Source organism: Fibrobacter sp. UWB5, from assembly GCF_002210295.1.
Classification (GTDB): domain Bacteria; phylum Fibrobacterota; class Fibrobacteria; order Fibrobacterales; family Fibrobacteraceae; genus Fibrobacter.
Genome location: NZ_MWQH01000001.1, coordinates 861,955 through 882,226 on the forward strand (window position 1 = coordinate 861,955; position 20,272 = coordinate 882,226).

A 20,272-nucleotide genomic window follows, 5' to 3' on the forward strand; every position below is an offset into this window, starting at 1 on the left:
TAATGGAGAAAAAACGTTATCGTTTAGGAATAGATCTCGGAACGGCCAGTATTGGAACGGCCCTTGTCGAATTAGACGGTCCTGTAGATCATCCCTATCCCAAAAGCATCCTTCATATGGGCGTTCGCATTTTTGATGATGGTCGTGACCCCAAAACAAAAGTTCCGCTCGGTGTCGCTCGTAGAATGGCGAAACAGAACCGAAAAATGCTTGATCGTTATTTAAGGCGTCGCAAACGCCTTATCGATGCGCTTATCAAATTTAAAATTTGGCCGGCAGACGAAACTCAGCGTAAGTCGCTCTGTCTTTTAAATCCGTACGATATTAGGACTCGTGCTCTAGATGAAAAGATTTCTCTTGCTGAACTCGGAAGAGCAATTTTTCACCTAAACCAAAGACGCGGTTTTAAGAGCAATAGAAAAACAGATGGTGGAGAAGATGGAAAAATCAGGCAAGCCGTAGCCAAACTCGAAGAAGTCTTCCAAAAAGAAGGTTGCCGCACATTAGGCGAATTTTATCAAAAAAGACTTGAAAAGGGACAATCTGTTCGAGCAAGGCTAGAAGGCGCTGGAGCAAAAGCGTCTTATCCGTTTTATCCATCTCGTCAAATGATTGAATGTGAATTTGATAAAATATGGGATAAACAAGTAGAATTTTATCCAGATGTTTTGACGGATGCCGCTAAAAAAGAAATTCGCTCGACACTCCTTTATCAGCGTCCGCTTAAACCCGCCAAACCGGGAAAATGCTTCTTAGAACCTAGTGAAGATCGCGCCCCCATAGCAAGTCCTTATTTCCAACGCTTCCGGATTTTGCAAACTGTAAATGAATTAAGAATTATTAATCGCTATGGAGACCAGAGACCGCTTTCGCTTGATGAAAGAAATATTCTTTTAGAGGTTCTGTCTCAAAAGAAAGAACTGAAGTTCTCTGCTGCAAAGAAATTGCTGTCTTTGTCCAATTATGACCGATTTAGCATTCAAGACGAGCGACGCGACAAATTCCAAGGAGACCAAATTGCGGTTTTACTTGGCAACAAGAAATATTTCGGCAAGAATTGGAAATTGCTGCCGCTAGAAAACCAAAATGCAGTGGTTGCAGAACTCATCAGCCAAGATGATTCTGAAGAACTCATTAAAACATTATGTGCCTTCGGGCTTTCCAAAGAAGCCGCAGCGCAGTTGTCCGAAGAAACGCTTCCTACTGGATATGGTAGGCTTTCCGTTGCAGCCTTAAAGAAAATTGTCCCCTACCTTGAAGAATCTGTCATTACTTATTCTGAAGCGGCAACAAAAGCGGGCTATAACCACAGCGATAATTACACAGGTGAAATTTTCCATTATTTACCATACTACGGAAAAGTTCTTGAAAATCGCGTAATGCGTGGTAGTGGCAACGAAGCAGACAATGATGAAGATCGATATGGCAAAGTTGGCAATCCTACGGTTCACATCGCGTTGAATCAGCTTCGCCGTGTTGTAAACTGCGTTATAAAACATTTTGGAGCACCGGAACAGATTGTCATTGAAGTTGCTCGCGATCTTAAGATGACGCAAGATGAGATAAAAGACTATAAAAAACATCTTGCTGAAAATGAAGAACGTAATGCACGTATAGACAAAGAATTGGAAAAACTAGGTCAAGCCACTAACCGCGAAAATCGCGAACGCTATAAATTATGGGAAGAGTTGGCCGACAACCCGATGGATCGTTGCTGTCCTTATACAGGAGAGCGCATCGGTATCGAAAGACTCTTTACTGAAGAAGTGGAAATTGAACACATTCTGCCTTTTGCGCAGACCTATGACAATTCGCTTGCAAACAAGACCCTTTCGATGCGATTCGCCAATAGGCTTAAGCAAAATAGATCCCCGTATGAAGCGTTTGCAGAGCATTCCTACAATGGCGTTCTTCCATATCAAGAAATGCTGGATAGGCTTCCTCAAGATAAAGCTTGGATGAACAAGCGTTGGCGATTTGAAAAGGGCGCTTTAGATAGATACAACGAGGACGGTGATTTCCAAGCAAGGCAGTTAACAGATACTGCTTATGCTTCTCGCTTGGCGCTTGAATATCTCAAGTTTGTATGTCCCAAGGATTCTGTTTGGGCGATTCCGGGGCGACTGACATCTATGCTTAGGCGCCAATGGGGTTTGAATGATATTATCGGCAGGGAATTGCCTGACGGCACTTTTGAAAAGAGTCGCGACCATCATGGACATCACGCTATAGATGCACTTGTCGTTGCAACGACAGATAGATCTCTATTGCAAAAAATGTCCAAAGCGACACAAGTTAATTGGGAACATCAGGAACGTGTCCTATCGCATATAGAACCGCCCTTCTTCGACATTTTCGATCAAGCCAGCGAAAGACTTTCCCGTTTAGTTGTTTCCCATAGGAAAGATCATGGGTTAGGTGGGGCCTTGCACAATGATACAGCCTATGGAATTATAGGCGAATACAAGGATGGCGTAGTTTCTACGGTAAAGCACAAGGTTCCGATAACCGCTATCACGGGTTCCAATATTAACCAAATCCAAAACGACTTTATCCGGAACAGCATTCAAAATTTGATTGCCGAATCGTCTTCTAAATCTTCTTTAGAAAACGCCATCAACGAGTACTCTAACAAAACTGGTATTCGTAGGGTAACTCTTGTAGAAAAGCTTTCTGTCGTGCCCATAAAAAATAAAAAGGGCCAAATATATAAGGCTTTCAAACCCGATGGTAATTACTGCTATGATATTTGGGCTAACGGAGATAAGTGGGACGGTAAAATTGTCAGTAGGTTTGAGGCCAACAATAATGGCGCGAAGAAACATGATAATCTGCTAATGAGAATTTTTGTAGGGGACACTCTTTGCTGTGAAATAGAGAATAAGAAAAAGCTGTACCATATCCTTGGGATAACCGATGGAAAAATCACGATGGTTGAACATTTTGAAGCCGGAAACTTAAGAGAACGAGACCGTGATAAGAAAGATTATCTCAAATATGTCTTTAAAACACCAAATACATTAAAGCCTCTAAAAGCCCGAATCGTTCATGTAGATGAATGTGGCTTTGTGTACGACCCTGGATTTAAGGAAAAATGATTGGCAGAATTCTAGAAATAGGAACTCCAGGAAAGTTTTTAAAACTTTTTCGTGGGTTCTGCATTATACCTTAGCCAGTGGGGCGGTGCGACAACCCAATATAGAAACTTAGGAAAAGAGGTTTCGCCAGAACATGTTCGGCAAGTCCGCACGGTGGGCCGAAAATATAGAAACTTAGGAAATGAGGTTTCGCCAGAACCAGCGTCTTGAGCGTGCGGTCAACGGCCTTAATATAGAAACTTAGGAAAAGAGGCTTCGCCAGAACCCGTGTGTTCGCCTGCAAGGGCCGTGGCAAAATATAGAAACTTAGGAAAAGAGGTTTCGCCAGAACTCCAGCGTGTTCTTCCTCGGCGGGGGTTCTAATATAGAAACTTAGGAAATGAGGTTTCGCCAGAACGAAGTCTTGCCATTTGTCATATTCGGCTGCAATATAGAAACTTAGGAAATGAGGTTTCGCCAGAACCCTACTTCTCAAGGTCGTATGACTGTCAAGAATATAGAAACTTAGGAAATGAGGTTTCGCCAGAACAGGTATTCCATCACCTTGATGGTTTCAAGCAATATAGAAACTTAGGAAATGAGGTTTCGCCAGAACGACAATCCGTTCCAATCGCAGCGTGCTATTAATATAGAAACTTAGGAAATGAGGTTTCGCCAGAACGTTGTACATTACGCCACGTATGCTATGCCGAATATAGAAACTTAGGAAATAAAGTTTATTTATATGCGACGAAATTGTCGGCTATTGTAAAATTTCATTACGCCCCTTGCCAGCTTTTTGAATGTTAGGTACATTCATGCCCGACGCGATTCTCTGTTGAATGGAGAACCGCGTCTTTTTTATTCTGAGATTTCAGGATAATAGGACGCCTCTAACATCAATCAGTCGCAAATTGCGGCTAATGGAGGCTGAAAATCCTGATTATGAAAGAAAAAATTGACAAGTTTGAAGGCGAACAGATTCCTGATTTCGTTTTAGGGATGCTCAAGTACATGTTTCCGAAATGCGTCAAGGTTTACGATACTCCGACCAAGAAGCGTCATGATAAGGATGAAGAGTCGGTTGAGCTTGAAAGCTCCGATTGGTACAAGAAGATGTCTGCGGAGATGACTCCGGGCAAGGCAATTCGTGCCGATCGTGGACTCCGCGGCTGGACACAGAATGTCCTCGCGCAAAAGCTCGGTATCTCTATTCAGAATCTATCGGCGATGGAACATGACCGCCGCCCAGTATCTAAGAAAATGGCTGCGAAGCTGTCTCTGGTTTTCGGAGTCCCGCCCGAAACGTATTTCAAATTTTGATTTAATGAGGTTTATTATTCCTTAATGCATCTGACGGGGACGTATTCGCCGTTTTCGCGGGGGTCGACTTTTTCGTAATGAGCGAAGAAGTCGCTGTTCATTGCGTATTCGCCTTCTTCGACCCAGAACAGGTTGTAGCCAGATAGAGTCATGTCCATGCCGTAGGGGTCTACGCCGCCGTTTTTTCTGAGCGACAGGCCGAATTCATCGGTGACGACTCTGGTGTTGCCTTGAATGTGGGTGCCTATCGCGTACAGCTTGGGGTAGTATTTATCCGCTTCGGAGTAAGACATTTCTGTGATGTGGTTCCAGTCTTCTTTGGTGGGTAAGCGCCAGCCGGTGGGGCAAACTTTCTTGATTACGTTGACGGTGTAGAATCGGCTGGCTCCGTCGCAATAGGCGTTTTCGCTGGGGTCGTGCTTTTTGTGTTCTGCGACCTTGGCGCATTTGCTCTGGTTCACGAAAAGAGGATCGTCTTTGTCGTAGTAGTCGATGTCTTGCGCAAGCCAGGTTTTGCCTTCGTACACGGTTGTCTTGTACACATGCCCGTCGCGAGGGTCTTCGAAGGTGCCGTATTCAAAGTCCGGGTTCAAGAAATATTCTGCGGGTAACGATGCCGTGTTCGATATGGCGCGCCAGAAACTGTCGAGGCAGATGTAGGTCATGTCGTTGTTGTCGTTTCCCCTGACGACGACTCGGTCTCCGTTGTTGGTGCAAATCACGCCGTTCTTTTCTTTGCCGAGCATTTCGAGCGTGACCCACGAACCTTCCTCGCATACAAAATGGTCTTTGTCCAAGGTAATCATGGTGTCGCCGACGCTTGCGTTGCAGTAGGGCATGCCGGCGCACTTTCGCCAGATGTTGCGCATGATGGCCAAGGGGTTGTTGATTTCGCTCATGCTGATGGCGCAGCCCAGGGGCATAAACAACATTGGGTAACCGTCCAAGGCGGCGTATGGGACTTGGTTGATGCAGTAGTTGTCCGCTTCTAGCGTGCCGTCGGCAAAGTCGTCGACCAAATCTTGATTCAGCGTGTTCTCGCTTTTGTTTCCGTAAAGGAAGAATAGCGTGTATTCCAGTTGATATTCCGCGATGTAGGGGTTCTCCTGGAATAGGGTGTCTAGGCCGAGTTCGCGCTGGAGTTCTTCGATGGCGATGTCTCTTGCGGAGTCGTTGCTTAAGCCTTGCTGTACGAGGACCTCGACTCGTTTCTGGATAAAGGCGTCGACCACGCCGAAGGTTTCGCTTTCTACGGGGGCGGTGGGCCTACAGCCTCTTTCTTGCGGAAAACTGATTCCGCCTGCTGGGCCGGAACCTGATTGCGTGGCGCTTGAAGATGATGTGGTTGACGCGGCGGCGCTTGAAGAAGACTGTGTGCCTGTAACTGTGCCGCTTGACAGCGGAGCGTCCGAAGCGGTGTCGCTAGATTGTGTCTCGGCTGCGGAGCTCGACGACAAGGCGCTTTTGCCGGACGATGGCGATTCCTTGTCTGGAGTTGCGTTGCTTTCGCTGGAATATGAGATTTCGGATGATGAAATCTCCGAAACCAGTGGTTCGGTTTCGGGCGAGTTGGCGTTACTGCCGGAATCGTTTCCGCAGGCGCACAGAAAGAATGAAACTAATCCCCAAAAAATTTTCTTCTTCATAGTGTATAAAATAACTTTAAATTGCGGGAATGGCTTGGATTTTCTTTGATTTTATATACGCAAAATATGCGTAAAATAAAAATTGCGCGAACAGCCTTCGCCTGCTTGGTTATGAAGATTCTTATTCAAATGTCGGGCGTTTTTCGTTTCTGGAGGTCTGTTTTTCGGTTTTGGGGAATTTCTAACCCATTGATTTTGATAGAATTATAAACTTTTTGTTAAAAATAACGCAAAATATGCGTTGAAAATGTTCTTTTTTGAACGAAATGTTTTAAGGCTCTTGACCGGTGTCTTCGTAGAACCTATCTTTGCCTGCGAAAGAAAAACAATCCGAAAAGGTAAAACATGTACTACGAAAGCATCAAAGTTTTGGACTGCACCATCCGCGATGGTGGCTTGGTCAACAAGCACGACTTCTCTCTCGAATTTGTGCGTCGCCTTTACACCCTCCTGTCTGCCGCCGGTGTGGACTATATGGAAATGGGCTACAAGAACTCTCCGGATCTCTTTGACCCCAAGGAATACGGTCCGTGGAAGTTCTGCGATGACGATCTGCTCTGGAAGGTGAAAGACGGTATCGATTCCAAGATCAAGATGGCTGTGATGGCTGATGTGGGCCGCGTGAACATGGATGCCGTGAAGCCCGCTAGCGAAAGCCCGTACCAGATGTTCCGCGTGGCTAGCTACGTGAAGAACATCGACAAGGGTATCGAAATGGTGAACGCCTTCCACGAAATGGGTTACGAAACCACCCTCAATATCATGGCTGTGAGCCGTGACCGTGGTCCGGAACTGGACGAAGCCCTGCACCAGGTGAACGAAGAGTGCAAGGCCGACGTGCTTTACCTCGTGGACAGCTTCGGCGCCTTCTACCAGGAAGACATCGATAAGGAAATTACCCGCTACCGCGGTATCGTGAAGGGCAAGAAGTTCGGCTTCCATGGTCACAACAACCAGCAGCTCGCCTTCTCCAACACGATTCAGGCTATCATCGACCACGTGGATTACCTCGATGGTTCCGTGTCCGGTATGGGCCGTGGCGCCGGTAACTGCACCACCGAACTGTTGCTCGGTTTCTTGAAGAACCCGAAGTACGACCTGCGTCCGGTACTCGATGCCTACCAGGAACTGTTCTTGCCGCTCAAGGAAAAGTACGAATGGGGTTACATCATTCCGCAGATGATTACGGGTATGCTGAACCGCCACCCGCAAGACGCCATCGCCGTCCGCAAGACCGAAGACCGCGACAATTACACGAAATTCTATAACCACATGATGAACGATTAGGAGGCGAATCCAGCACGAAAGTGCTCGCACTTTCGTATTGGTGAGCCGACGAATCGTGGACTTGAGCCCGTAGGGCGAAAGGCCAACGACTAATAAGCCTAGCATTGCGATAAGCTATCCAGGTCTTAGGGCGGAGCCCTAGGAGAAGGGGTAGTGGAAAACGCAGCAGGGCTGCGATTGTAACGAGGGGGATTCTTCCCCCTTTGTTTTTTTACTAGCTTATACATGTGCGTTACTTATTCCTGCTGATTGCATTTGTGTTTGGGTGGTCTGCCTCGTTTGCGGCAGACGCCGTAGACTCGCTTGCGTCAGAGAATAAGTTGTCCGAAATCAGTACGGTCCCTTTGCCGGGGCAGACCGCCTACATGGAACAGGGGCTTTCGTTCGGTATGGGTTTCGGTGTTTACGACCCGCTGGACGAGTGCGACTGCATGGGTGCCTGGCAGGTGCAGCTGGAGTATTTCTATTCCGACTGGATTAGCGGCGGTGCCGATGTCCGCTTTTTCGGGGGCGACCTGGACCGCGATGCGATGATCATGTACCAGCGCTACCGCTTGAATGTGCGCCTCCATAAGGCTTCCGATGATTTCGACCTGTACGTGGAGCCGTTCCTGGGCCTTGAAAACACGAGTATTTCGGCCTTCAGAAAGCAGGTGCGCGGCAAAAAGACCCCGTCGAAACAGCAACATTATTGGTGGGACGACGATGACGAGGGTACTGTCGAGGCGGATTCCCTTGAAGAAAGGGAAAATGACGACTGCCAGAAGCTTTTCACCTTGGACGGTTTTTCGATTGGCCTTGGCCTTGGCGGCGGCTATAACCTGACCCGGTATTTCTCGGTGACCGCCGGTACCCATGTGGAATACAACTTTTCGAAGGCCTTTTTGCTGAATATCGTGCCGGGGGTGGCCTTCAACCTCCGCGAAGTGTGGCCGTGGGCCAAGCGTACGCTCCGTTCGACCTGGGTTTCCTTCGAAATCGGGGCTCTAAAGACGTTCAATAACGACATTGACGGCTGGTCGAACGTCTTTTTCCTGGGAATCCAGTTCGGGGCGTAGGGTAGACCTGCCTCCGAGGATTGACGTCTAAATCCCGTTTTTCTATATTTGCTGCACCGATTTTTATCGGAACCCTCCCGGGGCCAATGTCGGTTTCCCGGGCGATAGACCAAAGGGACTCATTATATGAGACAATACGAAACGATGGTGATCATCGACGCTATGATCTCTGACGACGCTATCAAGGCCGAAATCGAGACTATCGCCGCCAACATCACCAAAGGCAACGGCGAAATCCTCCGCCGCGACGATTGGGGCAAGCGCAAGCTCGCTTACACCATCAAGAAGCGCCAGCATGGCTTTTATGTGATCTTCTACTACAAGGCTGAAGCCGCTACGGTCGCCTCTGTGGAAGCCGCTCTTAAGCTGAACGAAAACGTTCTCCGCTGGATGACTCTCGCTGATTATCCGATGAGCGAAATTGTTTATGACCAAACTCAGACCCAGTCCACCGAAGATATCATCCCGGTTGACGCAGAAGAAGGGGAGGCTGAATAATGGCTTTTGAAGATAAGAAGCAGGCAACCCGTATCCGCCGCAAGAAGACTTGCTGGTTCACGGAAAACAACATCAAGTTCATTGACTATAAGGACGAAAAGACTCTTCGTCGCTTTATCTCTGAACGTGGTAAGATCATTCCTCGCCGCATTTCTGGCACCTCCGCCAAGTATCAGCGTATGCTGAACGAAGCTATCAAGCGTGCCCGTCAGATGGCTATTCTCCCGTTCGTTTCGGACAGCTTGCGCTAATAAGGAGGAACTAGACTATGGAAATTATTCTTAAGGCTAATGTCCCCCATTTGGGCAAGATGCTTGACGTCGTGAAGGTTAAGGACGGCTATGCTCGTAACTACCTCTTCCCGCGCAAGCTCGCTGTTCGCGCTACTAAGGAAGCCAAGCTTGAAATCGAAAACAACCGCGCTGCCGTTGAAGCTCAGTTCCAGAAGGAACTCGCTGCCGCTGGCGATGTGGCTGCCAAGCTTTCTCAGGTTTCTGTCAACCTCGAACGCCGCGTTGTGGAAGGCGAACGTCTGTACGGTTCTGTGACCGCTTCTGACATCGCTGACGCCATCACCAAGCAGGGCGTTAAGGTTACCCGTGCTCAGGTTGCTCTCGAAGAACCGATCAAGCAGCTCGGTGTTTACACCGTGACGATCAAGGTCTTCAGCGACGTTGAAGCTCAGGTCAAGGTTTGGGTGGTTGCAGAGAAGGCATAAGTCTTTTCTAAATCACTAGAAATCTTAAAAGCCGCTCCTTCGGGGGCGGTTCTTTTTTTTGCAAGCGCCGATCAAGCGCCGTCGGGCGTCTTGCGTTTATAACAAAAAATGCGGACAAATGAATGTCCGCACGCGATTGAAATTCTGGTGGAAAATTACTTGTTGATGAACTGGGGGATGCCCTTGTACTTTTCCATGTTCTTCATGATGCTGGCCATTTCCCAATCCTTCTCCTTGAAGCGGCGGCGGAGCAGGGCTACGAACACTTCCATGAGCATCAGGCAGTCGTAAACGGCGCGGTGCATCTTGTCGGATTCGATCTTCATGCTGATTTCGTCGCGGCGCTGGAACATGTTGGCCAAGATGCCGAGCTTGTGGGAACTGGCTTCGGGAAGAATCGCCTTGGAAATGGCGAGGGAGTCGATGACCGGGTTGCCGGGCACGAGCTGCGGGTTGTTCTGATAGGCCACGCGCAAGAAGCTTGCGTCGAAGTTTGCGTTGTGGGCGATGAGAATGGAGCTCTGTCCGCAGAATTCCGTGAACTTCTTGATGGCATCGCCGACGGCGGGGGCGTCTTGCACGTCGCTGTCGTAAATGTGGTTCACGGCGGAGGCTTCGGCCGGAATCATCATGTTCGGCTTCACGAAGGTTTCGAGTTCGCCGAGCAGCTTGGGCACGACTTTGCCGTTCTTGGTTTCTACGGTGAACTTGACGGCACCGATTTCAATGATTTCATCTTTCTGGTTGTTAAGACCTGTAGTTTCAAGGTCGAAGGCGACAAATTTAGGCGGCATTAAAATCACGATTCATTCCTTAGTTAATGAGTTATCACCTTGGTATATTTGCAATCACAAAGATAATTTAATTTCGATGTCAATACGTGTCAGCGGCAGGGGTAGAACAAATTTATCCCATGTTTTTAGCGTGATGTGCGCGCCGTACCTGGCGCTGATTTGCCATAGGGGAGTGCCGCTTGTTTTGGAGAGCCAGAGCGAGCCTTTTTTGACTACGCCTGCCGGTCCGCGAGGGCCGTCGAGAGCCATGCCTACAAAGCGGCCTTCGCGGAGCGGTGTAAGCAGGTGGCGCACGTTGGTGGCGCCGTGGGTGCTCGACCCGCGTGTGACACTGTAACCGAGATTTTCTACGATGGTCGCGAAAAGGTCGCCGTCGTTCGACTGCGAAACGAGCGTGTGCACGCCCCAGTTTTTAAAGGCGGCGGCACTCGCGAGTAGATCTTGATGCCATACCCCAAGGATTCCCGGTGCGAATGATTCGGGCGTTTTGAGCCTGATGCGCAGGCTTTTGATCCAGAGGGTTACAAGAAATGCCTTGAACCTGACCTTGAACGGCGGTTTAGTCATGCGTAAAAGATAAAAAAATGCAAAAAATGCCCGGTTTGCCCTTGAAAAAGGGAATAAATTTACCTATATTGCGTTTCACTTTGGCGACGTACCCAAGTTGGTAAGGGGCGGCTCTGCAAAAGCCTTATTCATCAGTTCGAGTCTGATCGTTGCCTCTCAAAACTCCTTCTCACCCCGAGAAGGAGTTTTTTGATTTTGTTTGTAATCGCTGTAGAATTGAGCGGTATTCGTGAGCAACAAAGCCCCAGGCGTTAAGCTGGGGTGGTTGCGAGAGTGAGGCAAAGTCACATTTTAATGAAAGTGATAGAGCCGAGCGGTCTTACCGTGAGCAACAAAGCCCCAGGCGTTAAGCTGGGGCGGTGCGAGAGTGAGGCGATGTCACGTTTAATGAATGTTATAGAGCCGAACGGTCTATAGGATTCTTTCTCGGTCTTCCACGGCCGCGCTTTACGGGAGTGCCGTCAGGCATGGTCGTTGCTTCCGGGTGCTTGGCCCTAAAGAAGTCCTGGATCTTCTTGGCGCGTTCTTCGGCCTTTTGCTTGGCGAGGTCCGCAGCCGACACGATTACGGCCTTGGGCTTGTCGCCGCCCTTGAACCCGAACGATGCCTTGAGTACGCGGCCCGAGGCGGGCTTCGGGGCTTCTGAAATCATGGACTTGGGGGCGCTGTTCAAGGTCGCCTCTTTAAGCTTGTAGCTCGAAAAACTCGGGCTTTCTTGCGTGAAGGCGGTGTTCAGCATTTTCTGCTTTTCGGCCGAAAGTTCGCCGAACGCGGGAATTCCCGGGATGGCTGCCTTGGGCTTGAAATACAGGTCGCCCTGCTTGGGAATCGAACCGAAGATCTCGTTCGCGATGCTCTGGGCTTCTTGGTATTCCTTTTGCTGCTTCTGGGCGAGGCGGTCTTTCTTGGAGGGTCTGGCAGCCCCGTTCTTGCGCTTTCCGCTAAAATCCCTCTTTTTCTCGGAATTCTGGATGATTTCTTCGTCAGTGAGGCCGCGGAGTTCCGGCGGAACTTCGATGATTTGAAGCGCGATATTAGACAAATTCTGATCCATAAAACCCGATTTTTAGCCCTTTGCGGGCTTGTCAAGAGTGAAAAAAGCCAATTTATTGTAAAAAATGCGACCCAAATTTAAAAAAAATTGAAAAAAATGCTTGTCAAGACCTAGAAAAAAAATTTTTTTTGGACTATTTTTGTTATACATGCTTCGGTTTACTCAAGAAATATTACTTGCTCTCCGTGCTATCTCTAATGAAGAGGAAGCACATGAAATGTCTAAGAAGGCTCGAGAACAGTTCGATTTCCTTGGAATTCGCCTTGTTCCCCGCCGTGAGGTGACCTACCCCATATTCGACAAGTATCCTCCGAAAGATGGTGACGAATTGGTGGCTAGGGTTGAGGACATGTGGGCGCAGCCGTATCGTGAAATCCAGTATGCGGCTTGTGACTACCTGTTCCGCCACAGAGTTCTGCTCGGTGGACAGCACCTTGCCTTCCTTAAAAAGTTAATCAAGACCCGTGCCTGGCGCGATACCGTCGATACGCTCGCCGCTTGCGTCCTGGGTGACTTGGCACTCCGCCTCCCGGCGCTCCGTTCCAAGATCGCTTCCTGGATCCGCGACCCGAACGTGTGGGTGCGTCGCAGTGCGATCATTTTCCAGATTCAGTACAAGGATCGTACCGACTGGCCGCTGCTCAGACAGTTCTGCCTGACTTGCGCCAAGGACGACGATTACTATATCAGGAACGGTATCGGTCGTGCCCTTTCGGAATACGCCCGAATCAACCCGACCGAGGTCCGTCGTTTCGTGCAAGATAACACCTTTGCCGAACAGACCGCCCAGGAAATCCTCCGCCTGATCTAAACGAAAAAAGAAACAACTTTTAAGCAGCCTTCCTGTAAATCTTACGGGAAGGTTTTTTTTATGCAATTTCTTTCGTTGCCTGTTTGAGGATTTTTGTCGAAAAACTAAATTTACGCCATGCGTTACGGTGACATTTCATTTTTCCAGAGCGGCGTGGCCGTTCCCCTCTTTAGCCTTTACAGCAAGCAGAGCATCGGTATCGGTGAATTCTTGGACCTGATTCCGTTTGCCCGTTGGACCGCTTTTTGTGATTTCAATATTATTCAGCTTTTGCCGGTGAACGACACGGGTGCCGAGTCGAGCCCCTACAGTGCTCGCAGCGCTTTTGCCTTGAACCCGGTGTTCATCAACGTGCAGTCTGTTGAAGGTTCTTCGGAATACGAAGACGAAATCCAGGCGGGCAAGGCCGATTTTGAAAAGTACGGCAAGATCGACTACTACAATATCTCGACTTGGAAGCGCTTGATTCTGCGCAAGATTTTTGACAACCGTTACGACGACCTGAAAAAAGACAAGGTGTTGCAGCGCTGGATCGACGACAATACTTGGGCAAAACCGTATTGCGTGTACTGCACCCTCAAGGCCCAGAACGATGAAAGAAGTTGGAAGGACTGGAAGAATTACCGCGATCCGACCGAAAAAGATATCGAGGCCCTCTGGAAAAAATTCCTGAAGGACAATCTGTTCCAGGCCTGGATGCAGTTCGAAGCCGAAAAGCAGTTCAGCGCTGCCGTAGCCGAAGTTTCTAAAATGGGTGTCCGCATCAAGGGTGACATTCCTATTCTGATTAACGAAGACAGTGCCGATGTGTGGGCCGACCGCAAGTACTTCTCGCTGGATGACCGCGCGGGCGCTCCTCCTGACATGTTCAGCTACACCGGCCAGAACTGGGGCTTCCCGACATACCGTTGGGACGTGATCGAAAAGGACAACTTTGTATGGTGGCGCCGTCGCCTGGCTCAGGCAAGCAAGTTCTACCACGCTTACCGCATTGACCACGTGCTTGGATTCTTCCGCATTTGGTCGATTCCGCAGCAAGAAGTCACGGGCATTCTGGGTTACTTTAATCCGTGCGTGCCGCTCACATACGACAAACTCGCTGCTGCAGGCTTTATGCGCGAAACGCTTGAATACCTGCGCCGTCCGAATTACGGCTTTGATCAGTTGCGCGAATTCCTGGGTGGCGATGCCGACCGTCTCGCTCCGGTTTGCTTTACCCAGCTCGAAGGTCATCCGGACCGCCTGATCCTCAAGCCGGAATACAGTTCCGAAAAGGCTATCCTTGGCATGAACGAACCGCAAGAGGTCAAGGACAAACTGCTCAAGGTTTACTGGAACCGCGTGTTTGTGCCCTCGGGCGACGAAAACAATTTCTACCCGTATTGGTACTGGTACAACGCACCGGTGCTCTTTACCTTGCCGGATTACGAACAGGAAAAGCTGCGTAACCTGATCAAGGAAAACGAGAATTCCCAGAATGGTTTGTGGGATGCCAATGCCACCAAGCTTTTGACAGTGCTTTCGCAGGAAACCGATATGCTGGTCTGCGCCGAAGACTTGGGTGCCGTGCCGCCTTGCGTGCCTGCCGTGCTCAAAAAGCTCAACATCCTGTCGCTGCGCATTGAACGCTGGGCCCGTAATTGGAATGCTCCGTATTCGCCGTACTACGAAATGGACGAATACCCGCGCCTGTCTGTGTGCGCCACGAGCTGCCACGATACCTCTAGCCTGCGTGGACTTTGGAAAGAACCCGACTTTGACCGCAACCTTTACTGGTCGCATGCACACTTGCCGGGCAACGCCCCTGAAGAAGTGACGCCGTCGGTGGCCCGTGCGATTTTGAGCCACGTGTTTACGGCGAACAGCTTATTCTGCATTTTGCCGGTGCAAGACTACTTCGCCCTTTCGGCAAGCCTTTCCAAGTGCGCGCCCGAAGAAGAACGCGTGAACGTGCCGGGTACGGTGGGTGGCAAGAACTGGTGCTACCGCATGCCGTGTTCTGTGGAAGAACTGATGGATTACTCGTCGCTTGCCTCTGAAATCCGCATGCTCGTGGATGTGCGCAAGCGCCGCCCGATGTGGAATATTTAGGATGTTCGCTCCTGCTTGGGTTAAAGACGCTATTTTCTATCAAATTTTTCCGGACCGGTTTTGCCGTTCGGGGCGTTACCATGCAGTAGGCAAGTTCGTGGAGTGGGGGAGTAAACCCACTCGCGAAAACATGTTTGGCGGAAACCTGGCGGGTATCGAAGACAAGCTTGAATACATTGCGGGCCTGGGTGTCAACGCAATTTACCTGTGCCCGATTTTCAAGAGCAATTCGAATCATCGTTACCACACGGTAGACTACTTCGAGATTGACCCGGTGCTCGGCACGCTCGAAGATTTTGACCGCCTTGTCAAGAAGGCGCACAAGCTAAAGCTGCGCGTGATTCTGGATGGCGTGTTCAACCATTGCTCCCGTGGATTCTTTCAGTTCAATAGCCTCATGGAATTGGGCGAGCATTCGCCGTATGTGGACTGGTTCCATGTGAAGGGCTGGCCGCTGAACGCCTATACCGACAAGCCCAATTACGAATGCTGGTGGAACTTTCCGGCGCTCCCGAAATTCAATACGGACTGCCCCGATGTGCGCGAATACCTTTTCTCGGTAGGCGAGTACTGGATGAAGCGCGGCATTGACGGCTGGCGCCTCGATGTTCCGAATGAAATTGACGACGATAGCTTTTGGCAGGAATTCCGCCGCCGCGTGAAGGCGGTGAATCCGGATGCCTACATTGTGGGCGAAATCTGGGACGACCCGATTCGCTGGCTGAAAGGCGACCAGTTCGACGGCGTGATGAATTACATGTTCCGCAAGGCGGCGATGCAGTTCCTGTTCGACGAGAATCCGATTTCGATCAAGGAATTCGGCGAACGCATGAGTCGCGCATTCCCCGAAGGCCGTGGCGACATTCCCATGAACCTGCTCGGAAGCCATGATACCACGCGCTTGATGTCGCAGCCCTGCGCAAGCCTTGAACGGATCAAGCTCGCGTATGCGATTCTGTTCTTCTTGCCGGGGGCGCCGTGCATTTATTACGGCGAAGAGCTTTCGATGAAGGGCGGTAAGGATCCTGACAACCGCCGTAGCGTACCGTGGAGCAAACTGGCCGAGATGCAGGCCAAGCCGCTGTACGAATTTATCAAGCAGATGATTGCTCTCCGCAACAAGAATGTGGTGCTTCGCGACGGAACGCTTGAAATCCGCTCCGCCGACAATGGATTTGCTATCGAGCGTACCCTCGGTAAGAAAACGATGACGCTCGTTGTGCTGCAAGACGGCTCTGATTTTAAATTCAACATAGTATAAAACCGCTATAGTTGCCACACGGATTGGAAAAAGCTAACGCTTTTTTAAAAGGTGTAGGTTTTCTATCACACTGATTGCACTAATGTGTTAAATAAACAGATTTTGCGTTAGCAAAATCGAATCCGTGTGGTTCTTTTAAAGAAAAACTCTTCTTTTCGGCTGAAAAAGGAGATTCCGGCTCAAGGCCAGGAAGACATGATTGCATAACTTTTTCTATCTTGGTGCGCCTTGACGCACAAGATAGGGCGGCTCGGCCATGTCAAATCCATAAATGGCTTTGCCGCGTCGCTCGCCTTTTTCTATCTTTGCGCGCAAAACTTAGTGAATAATGCCTTATAGGGATTACAAATGAATAAGAAAAAATTCGGCATGCGAGAACTGATTATTCTCCTCGTCATTGTTTTGTCGGCCTACACGGTATGGCCTTCTATCCAGGTTCACACCAAGAAGGGCGAAGAAAAGCAGACCTTCCTCAAGGAAAATCCGAAGATTGGCTCCAAGTCCATCAACTTCGGTTTGGACCTTGCTGGCGGTACGGCCATTACGCTCGAAATCGACAAGTCGAACGTCAAGGGCGACGATATCAAGGACATTCAGGAACAGTCCCTCGAAATCATCCGTAACCGCGTTGACCAGTACGGTCTTTCTGAACCGCAGATTTCCCCGTCCGGCGACGACCGAATCGTGGTTGAACTGGCAGGCGTGGATGACTCCACTGCAAAGGCTCTCGTGGGTTCGACCGCTAAGCTCGAATTCAAGATCCTGGCCGAAGCTGAAAAGTTTACCCAGGTTGTTGGCCTGATTGACCAGTACCTGACCCGTCAGACGACCGACATCGTGGCTGACTCCGCCGCAACGGATTCTACCGCCAAGGATTCTACGGTCGCTAAGGTTGATTCCGCCAAGGATACGCTTCCTAAGGAAGCTACCAAGGCCCTTTCCGATGACGAATTGCTCGGTAAGGCTCCGGCCGCTGAAGTCGCTGCTACCGATTCCGCCAAGGATTCTGCCGCAGTCGAGGCTCAACCGGCATCTGAGGTCGGCGTTGCCCTTTCCGCTTACTACCTGAGCTTTGGTAACGGTGGCTTTATCGCCGAAGAAAATGTCGAAAAGGTCAAGAAGCTCCTCGCCACCGAAGGCGTGCAGAAGCTGATTCCGCGCGATGTTGCTTTCGCTTTCGGCAGCGGTCTCGAACCGGTGCAGCGTGATTCCAAGATCAAGGCCAAGCGCCTTTACCTCCTCAAGCGCCGTGCTGAAATGGCCGGTGACGATGTGGTTGATGCCCGTCCGTACCGCGTGTCTGACGGTGTGAGCGCCGGTGAAGTGGCTGTGAGCCTCAAGTTCGGTGGCATTGGTCCCAAGAAGTTCTCTGCCGTGACTGCCGCTAACATCGGCAAGCAGATGGCTATCGTGCTCGACAACCAGGTGATTTCTGCTCCGGTGATCCGCGACCGTATCCCGAACGGCGAAGCCCAGATTACGGGTCTCGACGACATGGCTGAAGCTAACCGCCTCTCCGTGGTGCTCCGCGCTGGTGCCCTGAAGGCCCCGATGAAGATTATTGAAAGCCGCAGCGTGGGTGCAACCCTCGGTGAAGAAAACATTGTGCAGGGCTTCGGTTCCGGTGCTATCGGTCTTATCCTCTGCTTGGTGTTCATGGTTGCTTACTACCGCCTCGGTGGTTTGATTGCAAGCTTCGGTATGGTGATCAACACCTTGGTGACCGCCGCCGTGATGTCTGTGTTTAACGCTACGTTGACCTTGCCGGGTATCGCAGGCTTCATCCTCGTGGTCGGTATGTCTCTCGACGCCAACGTGATTATTTACGAACGTATCCGTGAAGAACTCAAGAACGGCCTGACTGCCCGCGCCGCTGTGGCCAAGGGTTACGAACGCGCCTTCGGTGCCATCTTGGACTCCAACTTGACCACCGTGCTTACCGGCCTTATCCTTTATAAGATTGGTACGGGTTCTGTGAAGGGTTTCGGTCTTACTCTTACGATCGGTATCTTGACCTCCTTGTTCTGCGCTATCACGGTGACCCGCTCCATCTTGGATTGGAAGCTTGCCAAGCGCGACGCAACGACCCTTTCTATCGGTGGCGGCTTCAAGGCTATCAATGAAGCTAACCTCCAGATCATTCCGAACCGCCGTCGTTTCGGTCTCATTTCCATGATCCTGATTGTGGCCTCTATCGCCTTCATCGCCATCAAGGGCTTTGACTTCAGCATCGACTTCACTGGTGGTCAGGTTTATACCGTGCAGTACCAGGATAACGACAAACATGAAAAGGATTTGAGCAAGGCTCTCTCTGCAGCCGGCATCTCTGGCACGAAGGTCCGTACCCTCGGTGGTACTTCTGCTAACTCTTACCAGATTAGCATGCGTGCCTCTGACGACGCCCAGTTCGAAGTCAAGATGGCTCAGGCCTTCGAAAAGGCCGGTCAGAAGTGCGAAATCGTCGCTAAGGACAATGTGGGTCCGACCATCGGTAAGGAACTCCGCTTCAACGCAATCCTTTCTGTGATCCTCGCATGGCTCGGCATTCTGATTTACGTGTGGTTCCGCTTCGGTAAGTTCGGTCTCGGCTTCGGTGTCGCTGCCGTGCTCGGCCTGGTGCACGATACCGTGATTACGCTCGGCTTCATCTCTGCCTTCGGTCTTTCCTTCGACGGCGCCTTGATTGCCTCGCTCCTCACCATGATCGGTTACTCTGTGAACGACACCATCGTGAACTTCGACCGTATTCGTGAAAACACTGCCGTGTATGGTTCCAGCAACTTTGCCGAAACCATCAACAAGTCTATGAACCAGTGCTTCAGCCGTACCATGGTGACCTCTCTCACGACCTTGTTCGTGTGCGTGATCCTCGCTGTGATGGGTGGTTCTTCCATCCGCGACTTCGGCTTGGTCCAGTGCTTCGGTATCCTTATCGGTACCTACTCTTCTGTGTGCATCTGCTCTCCGATCGTTCTGTGGTGGAGCAAGCGCTTCAAGAAGGGTGTGTAATTTAGCGCTAAACTCAAAAAAAGCTTTAAAAAACCTCGGTTTTGCCGAGGTTTTTTCTATATTAGACCCCGTTCGATAAAGGGGGCTCCTATGCTCAAGAAGTACTACAAGATCGAATCGGGTCGCCTCGCTAGTGCCCCGAACGAAGACAGCGCCGACATCGTGATGATGGGTTCCTTGAGCCAAGAGCAACGTAGCGTGCTCGTTAAAGAGTATGAGATTACTGAACATACCATAGCCTCTGCATTCGACTCGGACGAACTTTCCCGTATCGAATACGACGACGACTTTACGACCATCGTGTTTAAGAAGCCGAAGAACTATTCCGCCAGCGACAACTTCCAGTTCCGCGTGGAATCTTTCGGTATCTTCATCTTCAAGGACTGGGTGCTTTTGCTGACTGACTCCGACATTCCGGTGATGGATGAAAAGCGCTTCTCGAAGATTGACAGCTTGAATACCTTTGTGCTTCGCGTGTTGAGCTACGCTATTTTCCACTTTAACGAACACTTGAAGATTATCAACCGCATTAACGACGAGTTGGAACAGAAGCTGCGTACGGCCATGGAAAACAAGTACCTGCTTTCGATGTTCAGCTTGAACAAGGGCTTGATTTACTACGTGAGCGCCTTGAACAGCAACGACACGCTCCTGAAAAAGTTGCAGATCGGCCGCAGCCTGAACTGGAACGAAAACGAACGGGAACTGCTGGACGATATCGTGATTGAAAACCGTCAGAGCCTGCAGCAAGCTGAAATCTACGCCAACATTTTGACGTCCATGATGGATGCCCGCGCAAGCGTCATCAGCAACAACGTGAATACGCTGATGAAGAATTTGACCATCGTGACGATTTCTATTTCGCTCCCGACGTTCTTCGCTAGCTTGTTCGGTATGAACGTGAAGCTGCCCTTCGGTATGAATGGCGATGCGACGGTCGGTTCGCCCATGGCCTTCTGGTTGATTATTGCGGTGTGTATTCTCTCGGTGCTTGCGTTCCTCGCCTTCTGGATGCGCCGCAAGTAAAAAGCTTGATATTCTGCACATTTGTTCACTGAAAATTAGACGGCTAGGCCGT

At 50.1% G+C, this 20,272-nt stretch carries 16 protein-coding genes, 1 tRNA gene and 1 CRISPR repeat array; of the genes, 13 read left to right on the plus strand and 4 right to left on the minus strand.

Annotated features, from left to right (window positions below):
- The first annotated feature begins 2 nt into the window (after positions 1-2).
- Positions 3-3,098 carry a type II CRISPR RNA-guided endonuclease Cas9 gene (cas9, locus tag B7989_RS03560; protein WP_088627216.1) on the plus strand — a complete coding sequence of 1,032 codons (3,096 nt, stop codon included), beginning with the start codon at positions 3-5 and terminating at the stop codon, positions 3,096-3,098.
- Between the two features lie 97 nt (positions 3,099-3,195).
- Positions 3,196-3,825: direct repeats of the CRISPR family, unit length 36 nt; unit sequence AATATAGAAACTTAGGAAATGAGGTTTCGCCAGAAC.
- A 197-nt stretch (positions 3,826-4,022) separates the two neighbouring features.
- Positions 4,023-4,400 carry a helix-turn-helix domain-containing protein gene (locus tag B7989_RS03565; RefSeq protein WP_088627217.1) on the plus strand — a complete coding sequence of 126 codons (378 nt, stop codon included), beginning with the start codon at positions 4,023-4,025 and terminating at the stop codon, positions 4,398-4,400.
- Between the two features lie 14 nt (positions 4,401-4,414).
- Here B7989_RS03565 and B7989_RS03570 read toward each other — a convergent pair whose 3' ends face one another.
- The gene (locus tag B7989_RS03570; protein WP_088627218.1) at positions 4,415-6,046 is read right to left on the minus strand and encodes an FISUMP domain-containing protein; all 1,632 of its coding nucleotides are present in this window, start codon (positions 6,044-6,046) and stop codon (positions 4,415-4,417) included.
- 345 nt (positions 6,047-6,391) lie between these two features.
- Here B7989_RS03570 and B7989_RS03575 point away from each other — a divergent pair, with 345 nt between their 5' ends.
- The 5 genes from B7989_RS03575 (at position 6,392) to rplI (ending at position 9,607) form a co-directional block, all read left to right on the plus strand.
- Positions 6,392-7,333: an aldolase catalytic domain-containing protein gene (locus tag B7989_RS03575; RefSeq protein WP_088627219.1), complete on the plus strand. Its 942-nt coding sequence runs from the start codon at positions 6,392-6,394 to the stop codon at positions 7,331-7,333.
- Positions 7,334-7,560: 227 nt separating this feature from the next.
- Positions 7,561-8,391, plus strand: a complete 831-nt coding sequence (locus B7989_RS03580) for a hypothetical protein (protein ID WP_144264957.1) — start codon at positions 7,561-7,563, stop codon at positions 8,389-8,391.
- Between the two features lie 126 nt (positions 8,392-8,517).
- Positions 8,518-8,889, plus strand: coding sequence for a 30S ribosomal protein S6 (gene rpsF, locus B7989_RS03585; protein ID WP_088627221.1), 372 nt, complete (start codon positions 8,518-8,520; stop codon positions 8,887-8,889).
- Positions 8,889-9,140 carry a 30S ribosomal protein S18 gene (gene rpsR / locus B7989_RS03590; protein ID WP_072801474.1) on the plus strand — a complete coding sequence of 84 codons (252 nt, stop codon included), beginning with the start codon at positions 8,889-8,891 and terminating at the stop codon, positions 9,138-9,140. The genes rpsF and rpsR overlap by 1 nt, the downstream gene beginning before the upstream one ends.
- A gap of 17 nt (positions 9,141-9,157) precedes the next feature.
- A complete protein-coding gene (gene rplI / locus B7989_RS03595; RefSeq protein WP_088627222.1) occupies positions 9,158-9,607 on the plus strand; it encodes a 50S ribosomal protein L9 in 450 nt (149 codons plus the stop codon).
- A 155-nt stretch (positions 9,608-9,762) separates the two neighbouring features.
- Here rplI and B7989_RS03600 read toward each other — a convergent pair whose 3' ends face one another.
- Both B7989_RS03600 and B7989_RS03605 read right to left on the minus strand, forming a co-directional pair.
- Positions 9,763-10,401, minus strand: coding sequence for a PolC-type DNA polymerase III (locus B7989_RS03600; protein WP_233144230.1), 639 nt, complete (start codon positions 10,399-10,401; stop codon positions 9,763-9,765).
- 54 nt (positions 10,402-10,455) lie between these two features.
- The gene (locus B7989_RS03605; RefSeq protein WP_233144231.1) at positions 10,456-10,968 is read right to left on the minus strand and encodes a lysophospholipid acyltransferase family protein; all 513 of its coding nucleotides are present in this window, start codon (positions 10,966-10,968) and stop codon (positions 10,456-10,458) included.
- Positions 10,969-11,050: 82 nt separating this feature from the next.
- Between B7989_RS03605 and B7989_RS03610 the strand changes: the two genes are divergently transcribed.
- A tRNA-Cys gene (locus tag B7989_RS03610) sits at positions 11,051-11,123 on the plus strand.
- 239 nt (positions 11,124-11,362) lie between these two features.
- Here the strand turns inward: B7989_RS03610 and B7989_RS03615 are convergent.
- Positions 11,363-12,022 (minus strand): hypothetical protein, encoded by a 660-nt coding sequence (locus B7989_RS03615; protein WP_088627224.1) that lies wholly within the window; start codon positions 12,020-12,022, stop codon positions 11,363-11,365.
- A 148-nt stretch (positions 12,023-12,170) separates the two neighbouring features.
- Here B7989_RS03615 and B7989_RS03620 point away from each other — a divergent pair, with 148 nt between their 5' ends.
- The 5 genes from B7989_RS03620 to B7989_RS03640 all read left to right on the plus strand — a co-directional run bounded on the left by B7989_RS03620 (position 12,171) and on the right by B7989_RS03640 (position 20,220).
- Complete coding sequence (locus B7989_RS03620) at positions 12,171-12,833, plus strand: DNA alkylation repair protein (RefSeq protein ID WP_073058164.1); 663 nt, start codon at positions 12,171-12,173, stop codon at positions 12,831-12,833.
- A 117-nt stretch (positions 12,834-12,950) separates the two neighbouring features.
- Entirely contained in the window at positions 12,951-14,924 is a 1,974-nt protein-coding gene (locus B7989_RS03625; RefSeq protein WP_088627225.1) for a 4-alpha-glucanotransferase, read from the plus strand.
- A 1-nt stretch (position 14,925) separates the two neighbouring features.
- On the plus strand, positions 14,926-16,185 hold the full coding sequence (locus B7989_RS03630; RefSeq protein WP_088627226.1) for a glycoside hydrolase family 13 protein: 1,260 nt from the start codon (positions 14,926-14,928) through the stop codon (positions 16,183-16,185).
- A gap of 348 nt (positions 16,186-16,533) precedes the next feature.
- On the plus strand, positions 16,534-19,194 hold the full coding sequence (secD, locus tag B7989_RS03635) for a protein translocase subunit SecD (protein ID WP_088627227.1): 2,661 nt from the start codon (positions 16,534-16,536) through the stop codon (positions 19,192-19,194).
- Positions 19,195-19,284: 90 nt separating this feature from the next.
- Positions 19,285-20,220: a magnesium transporter CorA family protein gene (locus tag B7989_RS03640; protein ID WP_088627228.1), complete on the plus strand. Its 936-nt coding sequence runs from the start codon at positions 19,285-19,287 to the stop codon at positions 20,218-20,220.
- Positions 20,221-20,272: the final 52 nt, after the last annotated feature.